This is a genomic window from Erythrobacter sp. 'gip.4 top 5' (assembly GCF_056495765.1).
In genome coordinates, this window is sequence record NZ_CP200270.1 from 2,862,298 (window position 1) to 2,876,543 (window position 14,246).

General features: G+C 62.1%; 12 protein-coding genes. 3 read left to right on the forward strand and 9 right to left on the reverse strand.

Features of this window, described 5'->3' with window-relative positions; all coding sequences use genetic code 11:
• Positions 1–7: 7 nt before the first annotated feature.
• The 7 genes from ACRANW_RS13930 to ACRANW_RS13960 form a co-directional block, all read right to left on the reverse strand.
• A complete protein-coding gene (locus ACRANW_RS13930; RefSeq protein WP_479432348.1) occupies positions 8–820 on the reverse strand; it encodes a TrbG/VirB9 family P-type conjugative transfer protein in 813 nt (270 codons plus the stop codon).
• Positions 817–2,031 (reverse strand): TrbL/VirB6 family protein, encoded by a 1,215-nt coding sequence (locus ACRANW_RS13935; protein WP_479432349.1) that lies wholly within the window; start codon positions 2,029–2,031, stop codon positions 817–819. The genes ACRANW_RS13930 and ACRANW_RS13935 overlap by 4 nt, the downstream gene beginning before the upstream one ends.
• Positions 2,028–4,475: a VirB4 family type IV secretion/conjugal transfer ATPase gene (locus ACRANW_RS13940; protein WP_479432350.1), complete on the reverse strand. Its 2,448-nt coding sequence runs from the start codon at positions 4,473–4,475 to the stop codon at positions 2,028–2,030. Before ACRANW_RS13940 ends, ACRANW_RS13935 begins: the two co-directional genes overlap by 4 nt.
• Before the next feature lie 12 nt (positions 4,476–4,487).
• On the reverse strand, positions 4,488–4,772 hold the full coding sequence (locus ACRANW_RS13945; protein WP_479432351.1) for a VirB3 family type IV secretion system protein: 285 nt from the start codon (positions 4,770–4,772) through the stop codon (positions 4,488–4,490).
• A 7-nt stretch (positions 4,773–4,779) separates the two neighbouring features.
• A complete protein-coding gene (locus tag ACRANW_RS13950; RefSeq protein ID WP_479432352.1) occupies positions 4,780–5,091 on the reverse strand; it encodes a TrbC/VirB2 family type IV secretion system protein in 312 nt (103 codons plus the stop codon).
• 55 nt (positions 5,092–5,146) lie between these two features.
• On the reverse strand, positions 5,147–5,779 hold the full coding sequence (locus tag ACRANW_RS13955) for a lytic transglycosylase domain-containing protein (protein WP_479432353.1): 633 nt from the start codon (positions 5,777–5,779) through the stop codon (positions 5,147–5,149).
• A 173-nt stretch (positions 5,780–5,952) separates the two neighbouring features.
• Complete coding sequence (locus tag ACRANW_RS13960) at positions 5,953–6,351, reverse strand: tetratricopeptide repeat protein (protein ID WP_479432354.1); 399 nt, start codon at positions 6,349–6,351, stop codon at positions 5,953–5,955.
• Between the two features lie 321 nt (positions 6,352–6,672).
• Between ACRANW_RS13960 and ACRANW_RS13965 the strand changes: the two genes are divergently transcribed.
• The 3 genes from ACRANW_RS13965 to ACRANW_RS13975 all read left to right on the forward strand — a co-directional run bounded on the left by ACRANW_RS13965 (position 6,673) and on the right by ACRANW_RS13975 (position 12,101).
• Positions 6,673–8,238, forward strand: a complete 1,566-nt coding sequence (locus tag ACRANW_RS13965; protein ID WP_479432355.1) for a hypothetical protein — start codon at positions 6,673–6,675, stop codon at positions 8,236–8,238.
• 134 nt (positions 8,239–8,372) lie between these two features.
• On the forward strand, positions 8,373–11,093 hold the full coding sequence (locus ACRANW_RS13970) for a TonB-dependent receptor domain-containing protein (protein ID WP_479432356.1): 2,721 nt from the start codon (positions 8,373–8,375) through the stop codon (positions 11,091–11,093).
• Positions 11,094–11,645: 552 nt separating this feature from the next.
• On the forward strand, positions 11,646–12,101 hold the full coding sequence (locus tag ACRANW_RS13975; RefSeq protein WP_479432357.1) for a hypothetical protein: 456 nt from the start codon (positions 11,646–11,648) through the stop codon (positions 12,099–12,101).
• A gap of 450 nt (positions 12,102–12,551) precedes the next feature.
• Here the strand turns inward: ACRANW_RS13975 and ACRANW_RS13980 are convergent, their stop codons facing one another.
• Both ACRANW_RS13980 and ACRANW_RS13985 read right to left on the reverse strand, forming a co-directional pair.
• The gene (locus ACRANW_RS13980; protein WP_479432358.1) at positions 12,552–13,226 is read right to left on the reverse strand and encodes a response regulator transcription factor; all 675 of its coding nucleotides are present in this window, start codon (positions 13,224–13,226) and stop codon (positions 12,552–12,554) included.
• A 173-nt stretch (positions 13,227–13,399) separates the two neighbouring features.
• Positions 13,400–14,140 carry an SDR family NAD(P)-dependent oxidoreductase gene (locus ACRANW_RS13985; protein WP_479432359.1) on the reverse strand — a complete coding sequence of 247 codons (741 nt, stop codon included), beginning with the start codon at positions 14,138–14,140 and terminating at the stop codon, positions 13,400–13,402.
• Positions 14,141–14,246: the final 106 nt, after the last annotated feature.

The following is a 14,246-nucleotide window of genomic DNA, read 5'->3' on the forward strand; positions in this document are numbered from 1 at the left end:
GCACGGGTTATGAACCCTTCTTGCGCGGTGCGGCCAGACCGGCCTGGCGGGCAGAGGACGGCACCGGGCCAGTGTTGGTCAGCGTCGCCGTGTCACGCCCCGATCGCAGGATGATCTGCGGCGGCACGCCGTCCACAATCAGCGTATCTCCGCGCACGGTGTAATTGACCGGCCCTTCGTCACCATCGAGGTTGGTCACGAGAATGGCGGGGATCGCAACGCCTTTGGGCCAGGTCAGGAACACCGCGTCGCCATTGTCATACGCCCGCGAAGGCAACAGGTCGCGCGCACCAGCGCTGGCCCAGCCAAAGTTAAGCGCAGCCGGATCGCTGACGGCATAGGGATCAGCAGCAGCCGCAGCGGCAGCAACCTGCTCGGGGTCGGCGGCGCGCAAGGCTTCGGCCTCGGCCTCGGCAAGCGCAGCGAGACGGGCTTGTTCAGCCGCCTTCTCCAGCTCGGGATAGCGGAATTGCATCACGTAAAGTGCGCCGTTTCTCGGGGATGCCACCAGATCGAACAGGTAAGTGCGCTTGTCCGTCACCACGGTCATGTTGGTGCGCGCGTTCACTTCCAGCGGCTTTACGAACAGGATCGACTGCGCCTTGTTAGGCTGCACCTGCCACGCGGCCGAATCGCCGATCGCGACGTTTTCGATCACTTCGTCAGGCGCGAACTTGATGGTGGTCTGGACCTTCACCTTGCCATCGATGCGCACCACGGCGTTCTCATCGAAGACAAGCGTTTGCAGACGGTTATCCTGAGCCATCACAGGCGACGCGAAGGTCAGGGCGAGGCTCGCAAGGAGCGCGGCGCGGATCATTGATAGGTCTCCGAAGGGGGCGCTGCCCTTGGGGCGGGGGCGGCGGCGGGCGCGGGCTTGGCCGCGGAGGCCGAGCGAAAGCGGTTGCCGATGCCGCGGGTGCGCGATGTCGCGGGATTGAGCGGCGTCACCTGCCCGCCCCCACCGCCGGTGGCGTAAACGCGGGTTTCCCGGGACACACTGCCGGCTGGCCCTGCGTCATTGGCGGCAACCGCAGGCTGAAGCGCGCCGAGGTCCACCCTGCGCGCGGCAAGACCGGGGCTGGCCGGAGCGATGTTGGTGCTGCGCGGCACGGTGGCAGCCATTTGCGCCGCCGCCACGCTGCGCGGTCCATCAGTGCTGCGGCTGCGTTCCTTGTCGGGCACCAGGCCGAAGACCTGCCAGCCTGCCACCATACTCGACGCGACCTTCAGCGAAAGCAGCATCAGCGCCATGTGCACCGCGCCCACCACGAAGAACGCCATCGCGGCCTGCTGGTCGATCTGGCCCGGCACCGCGACCAACGCGGCGAGCACCGGCACCGCCATTTCCAGCATGATCGACCCGCCCAGCACCGCAAACAGCGGGGCAAGCGCCATCATCGTCAGACCCTTGAGCCAGCCGGTGAACAGACCGCGCGTGCCATTGAACAGCGCCAGCACCACAAAAATCGGCCCCACCGCAAGCAGCAGCGCCAACGCGATCCGCGCCGTCACCAGCAGACCGACTGTGCCCAGCAGCAGCAGCATCGCCCCCATCCACATCATCCCGGATGGCGAGAAGGCGCTGATATCCTTGGTATCCCCGCTCGCTCGTTGGATTGCGAGGAAAACCACGTCGAGTTTTTGCGCAAACACCACCGTGGCGCTTTCGCCCTGCGTTCCTGTGAGGATGCCCGCAATCTGATCCGGCCCGCCGATGAAGATGTTGTAGAAGATGGTCGAGAACGCAACGAAACTGGTGGCGAAGGTCAGCACCAGCCCCAGCGTCATCATGCGCGGCAACAGGGCGCGCAGGCCCATGTTTGAACGCCCCAGCATGAGCGAAATGCCAAAGAAGCCGACATACAGCCCCAGCAGAACCGTTAGCGCGAAGGCCAACTGCCCTTCTGTGCCGAACAGGCGGTTGAAGGCCTGTTCGCTGACAGTGGCCGCGATGCAGTCCACCGCGGACAGCGCGGCGGAGACACCGGTGCCCATCGACTGGGCGGCCAGATCGCACGCGGTGGTCATTCCGCCGCCTGCCAGATCGGCTGGCCATCAGGATCGACATCCCCATCGGGCCACGCCTTGCCGGTCAGCGCCGGGAACCATGCCGGGGGCGCATCGCCCACCGCTTCGCGCAGCACATCGAGCCTGCGCACGGCACTTTCGCGGCCCGACAGGATCGTCAGCACTTCGGGCGAACCCGACAGGTCAAGACGTACGACCACACTGGCATCGGGCTGGCGAACGAGGAAACAGCGGCTATGCGCAGGCAGGCTGTGGATCAGCGCGTATTCGTGGTCGGTCAGGCCAAAGCCATCGCAGTAGTCCTCCGGCCGCGCGCGGCTGTTGGGCATGAACACCATCGTCGCGGTCTGTTCGACCAATGCGGTGGAAATACGGCTGTCGAGCGCATCGCGGGCAGACTGCGTGGCGAAACCCACCAGCGCGTTGCGCTTGCGCAGCGTCTTGAGCCAGTCACGGATGCGCGCAGCGAACACCTCGTCATCCAGCGCCTTCCAGCCTTCATCGATCAGGATCATCGTCGGCTGTCCGTCCAGCCGCTCGTCAATACGGTGGAACAGATACATCATCGTCGGCGTGCGCAGACGCGGGTTTTCAAGCAGCGCGGTCATGTCGAAGCCGAGCACGCGCTCGGACAAATCGAGTCGGTCGCGGTCATTGTCGAACAGCCAGGCGTGCTCGCCGCCGTCACCACTGGGCGAGCCGATCCACGCCGCCAGCCGGTCGGCCAGATCGCCCGGCTGCGGACGGCGCGCGCCGGCCAGCAATTCCTTGAAATGACGCAGGCGGCGCAGCGATGGATCATTGCCATAGGTCGCATCGACCGCAGTGCTGATGATCGAAAACTCCTCCGGCCCCTCAGCTTTCAGCAGCACCGCCAGCCAGTCCCGCAGGAAAGCGCGGTTGGCGGGGCTATCGGGCAGCGCAAGCGGGTTGAACCCGGTCGGATCGCCCGGCGCAATGCGGCTGTAACGCCCGCCAATGCCGCGAATGAACAGCTCCGCGCCGCGATCCTTGTCAAACAGAATGGTGCGCGGTTTGAACTTCTGGGCCTGCGCAGCGAGGAAATTCATCACCACGGTCTTGCCGGAACCCGACGGGCCGATGACCGAGAAATTGCCCAGATCGCCGTGATGGAAATTGAAGAAGAACGGCGTGGCGCTGGTGGTTTCCAGCAACGTCACCGCATCGCCCCAGTGATTGCCGCTCGCCTGCCCCAGCGCAAAGCCGTGGAAGCTACCGAAGCCTGCCATATTGGCCGAGGAAATCAGTGCACGGCGCACGATATATTCCTCGTTGCCAGGGAATTGCGCCCAGAAGGCAGGTTCCAGGTTGGTGTCCTCACGCACCGCGATCGCGCCCGTATCAGCCAATGCCGCCGCGCACGACGCCATCGCGTCATCGAGCCGCGCCAGATCGTGCTCACGCACCAGCACAGTGAGATGATGATCGCCAAAGCCCACCGCGCCATTGCCCAGCGCATCGCGCGCGGCCATCATCTCGCCCCGCTCAGCCGCAGCCTCCTCGTCCACCGAGCGTGAACGGCGCAGCGCGAGGTCAATCCGTTCCTTGGCAGTCGTGCGCTCGTTAGGGGCGTAGCTTTCCGTGACCACCATTTCAAACGGCAGGCGCAACAGATTATCGAGCAGGCCGGGCGAGGTCGCCTCGGGGTAATCCTTCAGCCCGAGGATTGCGGCAAAATCGGGCGCTGCGCTGCCTCGCAACTCCATCGCATCAAGACCAAAGCTCGCCCGGCGATAGGGCAGCATATGGCCGATATCGGTTTCGGGCGACGGGCGGCGCACGGGCCGCATCTCGCCGTTGAACAGCGCCGACAGCAGTTCGAGCATTTCCGAATTGGTGCCGCCCGTGCTGGCAGCGCCGGGCGATTGATAATCCCCCAGCACCGCCGCGCCGTAATTTTGCAAGCTGGCAACAAGGCCGGTGATCGCAGCCTTGAGGCTGCGGATGTCCTTGGGATCGGCCTCGGGCTCGTCATTACCCTGACGCGAAAAGAACTTGGAGACCCGCTCGGGCAGGCCCGTCTTGCCGCGTGCCGGGCGACGGATCAAGGTGACGAACTGATCATTGATAAACAGCGATCCGCCCGCCAGCCGCTGTTTCCAGCGCGCATCAATATGGCGCGAAAGGGCATCGGGGAACTCGGCGTCCAGTTCCACCTCCACCCGGCGGCGGATAACATGGTGATACATCACGAACCGCGCATCGAGCGTGGACCGCAGCATCACTTCACGGGTTGCGGCATGCGCGTTCAGCGCATCAGAATCCTCGGTTTCAAACAGTAGGCCGGGCACCTGGATCGCGCTCATGACAGAACCATCGCGCAGCAGCACGGTGTTCTCATCCACCAGCCGCGCATAGGGCAACCGGTCGCCGACGCGGGCTTCCTTGGCGCTCCAAGAGGCAGGCCCGATCCATTTCACCATGTTACGGCGTCCTTAAGGGGCATAAGAATTGCATCCCCAGCGCTTGAAATTGGGCACGCGCGGACATTTGCTGACCTTGGTGATCCACAGGTCGAACACGCGCGGTTCCCGCAGCGACGCAAAATAGCCGATCACGTGCATCACCACCGGCACCGGCAAAATCCACCAGCTTTTCAGGATAAGGAAGCCGATCGTCGTCACCATCAGGTTGATGATGAAGAAGTTCATCGTCACACCCGCAAACATCTGCGGGCGGGTGAGCGCGCGGTGCACCGGGTTGCGGATCAGCTCGCTCATCGCCGCCCTACCCTGCTGCCGACTGAATGCCGGCGACGATGGTGGTCGCACCGAACAGGATGAACACGCCAACGATTACCGTGGCGCCAAAGCGCCAGTTCATCCGGCCGGTCAGCATCATGAAACCGATGGCGGCCACGGCCATCACCGCGACCGTAGTCGCCACCGTGCCCAGCAGCGTGCCTTGCAGCCACAGCAGCGCCGAGTTGATCGGTTGCGAGCCAGCCGGATCGGCGCCTTGCGCAAAAGCGACGGCGGGGGTGAGCGCGAAGGCCAGCAGAGCGGCGAGGCGGGCAGGAAAGCGGAGAAGCGACGTCATCGTGATACTCGTGTTCCTTGGGTTCAGGGCGAAAGCTGCGCCAATGATCCTGATATTAATACGCTGGAGCGCGGGAATGGTTTGCAAGGCGGCCCATGATTGCGGCGACATAAAGCTGCGTTTCACGAATATTCGGAACGCCGCCCGCCCGCGCAACGCGGCCCGGGCCGGCATTGTAGGCTGCGAGCGCCTTTTCCAGATCACCATCGAACCGATCGAGCTGTTCGCGCAAATAGCGCGCTCCGCCTTCAAGGTTCTGAAACGGATCGCGCGAATCGACACCCAAGTAGCGTGCCGTGCCGGGCATCAACTGCGCGAGGCCCTGTGCGCCGACAGGCGAGACGGCGTTTTCGTTCCAGCGGCTTTCCTGCCATACCAGCGCCTCGAGCAGGCTGGGCGAAAGATCGAAACGCACGGCAAGCTCGTTAAGTTTAGCGTGATAGCGCAGCGGGATCGCTGCGGCGTGGCGGGCCGGATCAGCGAGAGCGACGTCGGGAACCCCTGAGCCCGCCCCGAAATCAACGTCTGACGCTTCCGGATTGACCACCGCGTTTGGCTGCCCGGCCAGCGGACCTGCCACCCAGCGCGCACCATCCGCGTTCAGTTCAAGCACGTCTGCACGAGCCTGAACCGCAAGGCCCAACGCAGTAGCAACAATCATGACGCGGCACGCCGCGGCGAGAATCATGTCTCGGCCCTCCAGAATGTCTCCCTTTGTCTATCCTAAATGACAGGCGGGTGACAGTCTTGCGAAACCAGCGCACGCAACGCCGTGCGCCGATAGCGAAACGGGCGAGCCGCGCAGCGCAGCCCGCCCGTTGGCGGCTCAGGTGCGACCTGTCGGCCGCGTCTGGCTGGCGTTTAATCGCGCAGCGTCAGCTGATCACCGCGCACCGTCGGCGCGCGAAACTCTCCGCGTTCAAGCATCTTGATCGCCTTGCGGGCCAAGCGGCGCGAGTCGGTGGCCGTGCCGTCAGCCGTGTCGAGTTCGATCACTTCGTCGCAGGCCAGGGCCGCTTGAAATGCGGTGCGTGCATTATCCTCGTCGCCCGCCTGCGCGTAGGCGATGCCCAGATTGATCAGGATGGCAGCATCCTGCGGATTGGCCGCGCTTGCCTTCTGGAGAGTCGCCAAAGCCTGCTCTGCGCGCCCTGCCACAAGCGGCTTCGCGGCCAATTCGGGGTCATTGAAATGTGCAGCAGGAGCGCCTGCAAGCGGGGTCGCAGCGAACAGTGCGATTGCAAAGACGGTAACGGACATCGGCATAGCTCCTGTTTGAACAATGCCGAAGATGACCCAGCCTAAAGCGGAATGGAACAAATATGAAACATTGTAATTTATTTGTAATGAAAATACCTATTTGACTGATTAATAGCCTTTTTTGTATTACAATATGGCAATCGCTCTCCGCCAACGCGGAACAGCGTATGGTCACATTTGTCTTTCTTCAGTCATAATCCGCCAAGTGACACAAAGCTGTCATGCTGCAAGAATTGTGTCACGCACACCCCCTAGTGAGCCTTCAGCGCAACACATTAAGGCGCCTAACTCGATTCTCGGCTCAATAGGGGACCGCTCGCTGTGAAAAACTTTCAACGCACTCTGATCATGGGTTGCAGCCTTGTCGCTTTGGCTGGCTGCGGCGCGGACGAAATCGTCTCGCCGGGAACCAGCGGCGATATCATCATCAACAATCCGCCGCCGACCGCGGCGCCCGCGCCGACGCCGACCGCAACGCAGGCGACAGTAACCGCTGCCGCTGGTTGCCCGACCATCGCCACGACCGGTGGTCTGACGGATGCAGGCACCATCACCGGTCCTACCGGCAGCTACCGCGTGTGCCAGCTTCCCGCACGTTTCACATCGACAGATACATTACCCTACGTCCGCGGCCTACTGTATCAAATCCCTGGCCGCGTCGACGTCGGCACGGATCGCGGCTTTGCGAGCACCGGCACCACGGTCACTTTGACGATTGAGCCCGGCGTCATCCTGTTCGCACAGCAGGATTCGGCATTGGTGGTGAACCGCGGCAACGCGATCCAGTCCAACGGGACGGCTGACCGCCCGATCATCTGGACCAGCCGTGACAACGTCATTGGCCTCGCCAACGATAACAGTCAGCAGCAATGGGGCGGCGTCGTGATCCTGGGCCGCGCGCCGTCTTCCGATTGCCGGACCGGCGTGTTCAACACGACCACCAATCCCAACGCCAATCCGACCTGCGAAGGCCAGATCGAAGGCTTTGCCACCACCACGCCGTATGGCGGTGCCAACGCAGAAGACAGCTCGGGTTCGTTCCGGTTCAACCAAATCCGTTTTTCGGGCTTCGAACTGGCGCCCAATAACGAACTTCAGTCGTTGACCACCGGCGGCGCAGGTTCGGGCACCGTGATCGAAAACCTGCTGTCGTTCAACAGCTCGGATGACGGTGTCGAATTCTTCGGCGGTGGGTTCAATGCCCGCAACTTTGCCATCATCGGCGCGTCGGACGACTCGCTTGACGTGGATTCCGGCGCAGTCGTCAACCTTGACACAGTGCTTGCGGTGCAGCGTTCAACCACGGGTGACCGCATCATCGAACTCGATTCGCCCAACGTTTCGGACCGGACACCGTCCAACGCCGTCCCGCAGACCCGTTTCCAGGTGAACAACTTCACCTTCGTGGTCCGCGATGGCGCGCCGCAGGTTGTGCAGGCCCGTGGCGGCGCGGCTCTGGGTCTCACCAATGGCGTGATCAATGCCGGCACCAACTGGTGCTTCCAGATTGACGAGCCCACCACGCTCGCCGCGATCATCGGGGTGGATTCCGTCGTGGGTGATTGCCCCGCAACTGATCCGATCCGCGGCGGCGCTGGCGTGACCAATGCCGAGGCGGCGGCGCGCATCAATGCCGGCACCAACAACAATTTCGCCTTCACCATCACGCTGACCAATAATGTGGTGAATGGCGCAGGCGAAACCGGACGCACGGCCTTCAACGCCAGCACCCGGTCGACATACTTCCCAACCCGGACGTTTATCGGGGGGATCCAAAACGCGGCCGCGCTGACCAGCACCTTTGGCAACTGGACCTGCAATTCGTCGATCCAGAACTTCAACAGCGCAACCGGCGCCTGCACCACGCTTCCCGTCTATCCGGCATAAGCGGCGCGAATGGTACTTTAGGGGGGCGAGGCCGCATTATGGTGCAGCCCCGCCCCCTCTTTCGCATAATGGCGGACTGCGCGGCAGTTCGTGATCAAAATTAGACAGGCCTATTCATGAGGGGGTCCTCACCTATGTCGACCGGCACGCGTTTGGCAGGGCTGCTGCTTCTGACCACATCGCTCACTTTGCCATCCGTCCTCCACGCGCAGGACACCGCGCAGGATGAGGAAATGGCGCAGGATGCGCTGACCAGTACGGTGGAGGGCGATCCCCCAGCCGAAGATCTGCAGGAAACAGATATCTCGCTTCCCGGCGGTGGCATCATCGTAACCGGGCGCCGCAACCGCGATCCGGCGCGCAACTCGGGCCAGGTTTTGAGCGTTCTGAGCGAAGCGGACATCGCCCGCAGCGGCGAAGGCGATATCGCTGGTGCTCTCGCCCGCGTCAGCGGCCTTTCACTGGTGGGCGATGGCCGCGTGTTCGTGCGCGGGCTTGGCGACCGCTATTCGCTCGCGCTGCTCAACGGGCTCCCGCTCCCCAGCCCGGAACCGCTGAGCCGAGTTGTCCCGCTTAACATCTTCCCCACCAGCGTGATTTCGTCGTCGCTCGTGCAGAAGACTTACTCGGCCAACTTTCCCGGCGAATTCGGCGGCGGGGTCATCAACCTCACCACCAAGGCGATCCCGACCGAAGACTTCCTGACCATCGGCGTCTCCGGCAGTGGCGATACCGAAACGACCTTCCAGAATGGCCTAACCTATTTCGGCAGTCGCTGGGACACGTTTGGCTTTGACAACGGCAATCGCGATTTTCCCACTGCGCTGCAAGGCCTCATCGCTGACGGCATCCGCGTGAATGATGCGCCGGCGGACGTGCAACGGCAACTCGCCGGGCAAATTCTGCCCCTCAACCTCGTTACGTTACAGAAGAATGACGAATTGCCGATCAACTTCAGCGCCAACATCACCGGCGGCGCCTCGTTCGAAGTGGGCGATGGCAATTACCTCGGCCTGATTGCGACCGCCGGGATCAGCAACACCTGGCGCAACCGCTCCGTCATCAGCCAGCAGTTCGGCGATGCCGAGGCGGGTGATATCATCGTTGATTCGACCAATTTCATCACAGACAACAAGGTTCTGGTAAACGCCTTGATCGGCGTGGGTCTCGACATCGGCGAACATACCATCCGCTGGACCAACCTCTACATCCGCGACACCTTGAAAACCGCGCGTCTGGCGCAAGGCAAGGACTTCTTCACCGACCGCGAAACCGGGTTTGATTTCCAGACCCAGCAGACCGGCTGGTTTGAACGCCAGTTGATGGATTCGCAGATCGTTGCCGAGTTCGACTTCGATACCTTTGAGGTCGATTTGCGCGGCGGTTACGCCCGTACGGACCGCGAAGCGCCTTACAACGCCATCGTTCCCTACATCCGCACCAACATCGAAAATGACCCCTTTGGCGACAAGTTTGTGGTTGATGTCGGTGCACAAATTGGTGGAACCGAGCGAATTCAGGTCGGCTTTGAAGACCTGCGTGAAGAGCTGTGGTTCGGCGGCGCAGACGTGACCTATGAGGTTTTCGATAATCTGTCGCTGACCACAGGCTATGCCTACACCGACACCACGCGTCGCTCCGTCTCGTTCATCGTCCGGCCTCTGCTGGGGTCCACGGCTGAATTCAACACCGCGCTGCGGGCCTTGGGCCTGCGACGTCCGGGCGACATTTTCAACGGCGCCACTCTGGCAACCGATGCCGATGGCGTCGGCTTTTTCAACGTCACCGTTTCGGACCCGACACCGTTCCCTGTCTTCGATGCCGCGCTCACGATCCACGCGGGCTATGGCCTGGCGCGCTTCCGGCCCACAGACCGGATCAGCATCGAAGCCGGTGTGCGCTATGAAGACGCGCTGCAGGTGGCTGCGCCCGATCTGACCTTCGGCGGCGGCAATATCGCCAACCCGACGCGGATCGCCAATGACTACTTTCTGCCGTCTGCCACGGTGACCTGGGAGGTGATAGACGATCTGCAACTGCGCTTTGCCGCATCGCAGACCATCGCCCGCCCGCAGTTCCGCGAACTGGTGGAACAGACCTATTTCGATCCCGAATCCAACCGCCGTTACCGCGGCAACCCGTTCCTGCAGGACAGCGAGCTCATCAACGCCGAAGCCCGCGCCGAGTATTATCTTGGCGGGCCCAGCAAGGTGAGCGTGGCCGGGTTCTACAAGAAAATCGACAACCCGATCGAAAACTTCCTGATCACCGCACCGGGCATCATCGAGACGAGCTATGCCAACGCGCCCTCGGCAGAACTCTACGGCGCAGAGCTTGATCTGTCTTACGGCTTTGATCTGGCCAATATGGGTGGGTTCTTCGCCACCAAGCAATTGCTGGTGATGGGCAACTACACTTACACCCAGTCGAGCATTTCGGTGGGCGCTGGCGACCTTGCTCCGATCCCGGGCGCAGTGGAACAGCTGGCCGGCCAGATCTTCGATGACGGATCGCCGCTGGTCGGCCAGTCGGATCACGTCGCCAACCTGTCGCTGGGGATCGAGGATCTGGACAAGGTTCAGCAGTTCACCGTGCTATTGAACTACGCCAGCGAACGCGTGACGCTGCGCGGCGGCGCGCTGCCCGATGTGGTGGAAGATCCGGGCCTGACAGTCGATGTCGTGGCACGGTCCGAGGTCATGCTCGGCAGCCTGCCGCTGGAGCTGAGCCTGGAGGCGCGCAACATCTTCGGGCGCGACAATTTCGAATTCCAGGAGCTGAACGGCAACCGCGCCGAGATCAACACCTTCGATGTCGGCACCAGTTTCGCGATCGGGTTGAAAGCGACATTCTGATCCCGCATCTTGCGGCACCGCAAACACACAAGGCCGCCCCCACGCCGGGGCGGCCTTTTTGCATGGCCGGGCGATGCACAAGGCACCAAACCTGTCGGCGTAGTGTCCGGTTTCGGGGCGACGATGGGCGCGGATTTATGGCGGGATGTGGGTGGAAAACGGAAGGGCGACTTTCGTCCGTTCGGCGATCGTAGGCATTTGCGCCACTCTTGAGTCTCACTTTCCGAAAGCGCGCGAGTGTTGGTCGTCATTTCGGAGGCAGAAACGGGGAGCCGTTTTGGGATCTTGAGAACTTCCTCCCGAACTCGCCCGTTCCGACCTTGGCGACGTTCCCTCAAACCACGCTGCATTGGACGCTGAGACAGGTCTTCCCTGCCATACACGATTTTGTGTCGTGTTGCTATTTAAAGCCTTATAAGTTATAGGCTTTCTTTTCATGCACCCGTTCGTTTCAACCACGCTCATGCGCAGAAAACCGGTTCAACTTTAGCCTTGGCTGTAGAGCGCCGGGAAATACGAGAGCGGCCATAAGGGCAGAATTCAGGATTGGTCATGTCAATCGATAAATCCGCTCCGATCCGAATTGTCGCAAACCTTATCACTGTGCTCGCCTTGTTAGCATTGTGCTTGGCGAAGCCGTCTTTGGCTCAAGAGCAAGACGGATCGGAAATTGTAGTCAGGAAAGACAGAATTTACCACACGATGCGCTTGTCGATATATGAGTGGGATGATGATCGCCGCCTCAAGTTCATCGACGGCGTCGCGAAAATCAGAAGCTGCGAAGACGCGCGCGAGTTTGCAAGGGCGTTCCCTGCTACATTGGGTCAGAATAGATTTGCCCGGATCAGCAGACTTCCCAAGTTGTGGTATGATCTCGTAGACTCGATTCCGACGGGTCAGGCTTCGCCAGTTCTCGGGAATCCCGAAGACGGGCTGCGTGCGTTGTTGATTTGCAATAGATACAACGACGTGATCAGCCCCGGCGTTCTCGGAAACAGTTCCGGTTAAGTCATGCAACCATATCGACGGCTTCTTTGGCTGAATAGGGGTTTGAGCCCGTCTTGACGGGTGGGATGCAGCCGTTGAGGCCGAAGAGGCGCTGGTTTAATTCAGGACTGCTCCCATCCTTTCAAAGCGTCAAAAGCTAGAACTTAATGAATTCAAGAGCAAGTTGGGATCCGCAATTTGGGCACGGCAAAAAAGGCGATTTCATCGGCGAGCTCAAGCGGGCACTACCGTCTTCTAAAAGTTTCAGGGAGGCTATGGGTTGCATCCCCACATCATGTAACGAACTTTGAAACTTGGTCTGCCGGCTTATGACCGAAACGGGGTCGCTTCCCGAATGTCCGCTTTTATCCACCGAGCGGCTGAAGCCGCCGTGCTGCGTGCGGGAAGGGGCTGGAGTAACCTAGATGGCTCGGGCGTGCGGGGTCTGCGGCGCCAGATCGGCCCGAGCGTTCACCCCACATCGAAAACATACCCAAGCGAACGCACGGTGCGCAGCGGGTTGCCGCCGCCGGCCGATTTGATCGCGCGCCGCAGGCGGCCGATCCATACGTCGACCGTGCGCTCATCAATCGGCGGCTCGCGCTTGCCCAGGCCATTGATCAGATCCTCCCGCGTGAGCACCCGGTTGGGGTTTTCGGCAAGAAACCGCAGCAGCCGAAACTCGTTGGGCCGCAGCACGATCGGCGTTGCGTCCCAGCGCGCTTGCAAGGCCGCCATGTCGATCGTGAGTTCACCCAGTTCAAAGCGCCGGGTCGCGTTGCGCTCGGCCCCGCGCGATTGCAGCGCCAGCACCCGGTCCAGCACGGCGGTGCGCGTGAGCGGCCCGACCACGTAGTCATCCGCACCGGCGCGCAGTGCGCGGCGGCGATCTTCGGCATCGTCTTCGTCGAGCACCATCGTCACATGGGCGTCGGCCGTGCGCGGATCGGCGCGCAACCGGCGGCACAATTCCAACCCGGCGAGTTCGGGCATCACCCAATCGACGAACGCCCACACCGGCCCTTCAACCAGCCGCCGCGGACCTTCCGGGCCAAGGCGGTCAAAGGTGAAGCGGCGTTGATCATGGACGAAGTCATCCAGGCTCTCGCCCAGTTCGCCGGTGAGGAAGATATTGACGACATCCATGGTGAGCCAGCCCCGTTTACGGCAGGATTGGCGCAAGCGTGTGACGCATTTGTGACGGGATTACAGCGGGGTGTCGCAATCCAACACAGGCGCAGCCGGTGGCTGTAGGAATGTTGGAATGTCCGGCCGCAAAAAGGCCGATTCAGGCGTGTGTTTCATGAACGAAACGCCTGTCAGGACAGCGTCAGCCCCCCATCCACCACCAGCGTCTGCCCGGTGATGTAGGCGGCAAGGGGCGAGGCGAGAAACAGCGCCGCGCCGGCCATATCCTCGGGCGTGCCGACCCGGCGCAGCGGGATCGCTTTGATCGTTGCTTCCAGCCGTTCGGGGTGATCGGTGGTCACCGATGTGAGCTTGGTCGGCACCAGCCCCGGCGCGATGCCGTTGACGCGGATGCCGTCGCGCGCCCACGCCTCGCCCAGCGTCTTGGTGAGGCTCGCTGCGCCGGCTTTGGATGCGGCATAGGCAGGCGTGCCGAGGGTCGATCGGAACGCAGCGACGCTGGAGAGAATAATGATCGTGCCCGGGCTGGCGGCCAGCGCGGGGTGGAAGGCGCGGGCAGCGTCCATCACCGAGTTGAGGTTGATATCCACCACCACATCCCAGCCTTCGCGGGTGAATTCCTGCCGGCCATAGCGCACCGTGCCTTGGGAGAGCACCAGCACATCGAGCGGGCCGAAGGTGGCCGCCAGCCGCTCCGCCGCATCGCGGTCGGTGAGGTTCAACTGGCGATAATCCAGCCCGGTGAAATCGGCGTCCTCCGCCTCAAGGTAATCGCCGCAATCGGGCCGCGTGCCCGTGACGGTGACGCTTGCCCCCCGTCCGCGGAAACCGTGGGCAATGCCATTCCCGATCCCGCTGGACCCGCCGATAACGAGGACGCGTTTGCCGGTGAAGTCCAAAGGGTCAGTCATCTCGGCCACCCTATGAAGCTTTATTCAGCCAGAGGAACACCTGCACCACCACCACCGTCACCAATACCACCACCAGCAGCCGCTTGAACTCAGGCTTCATCGACCA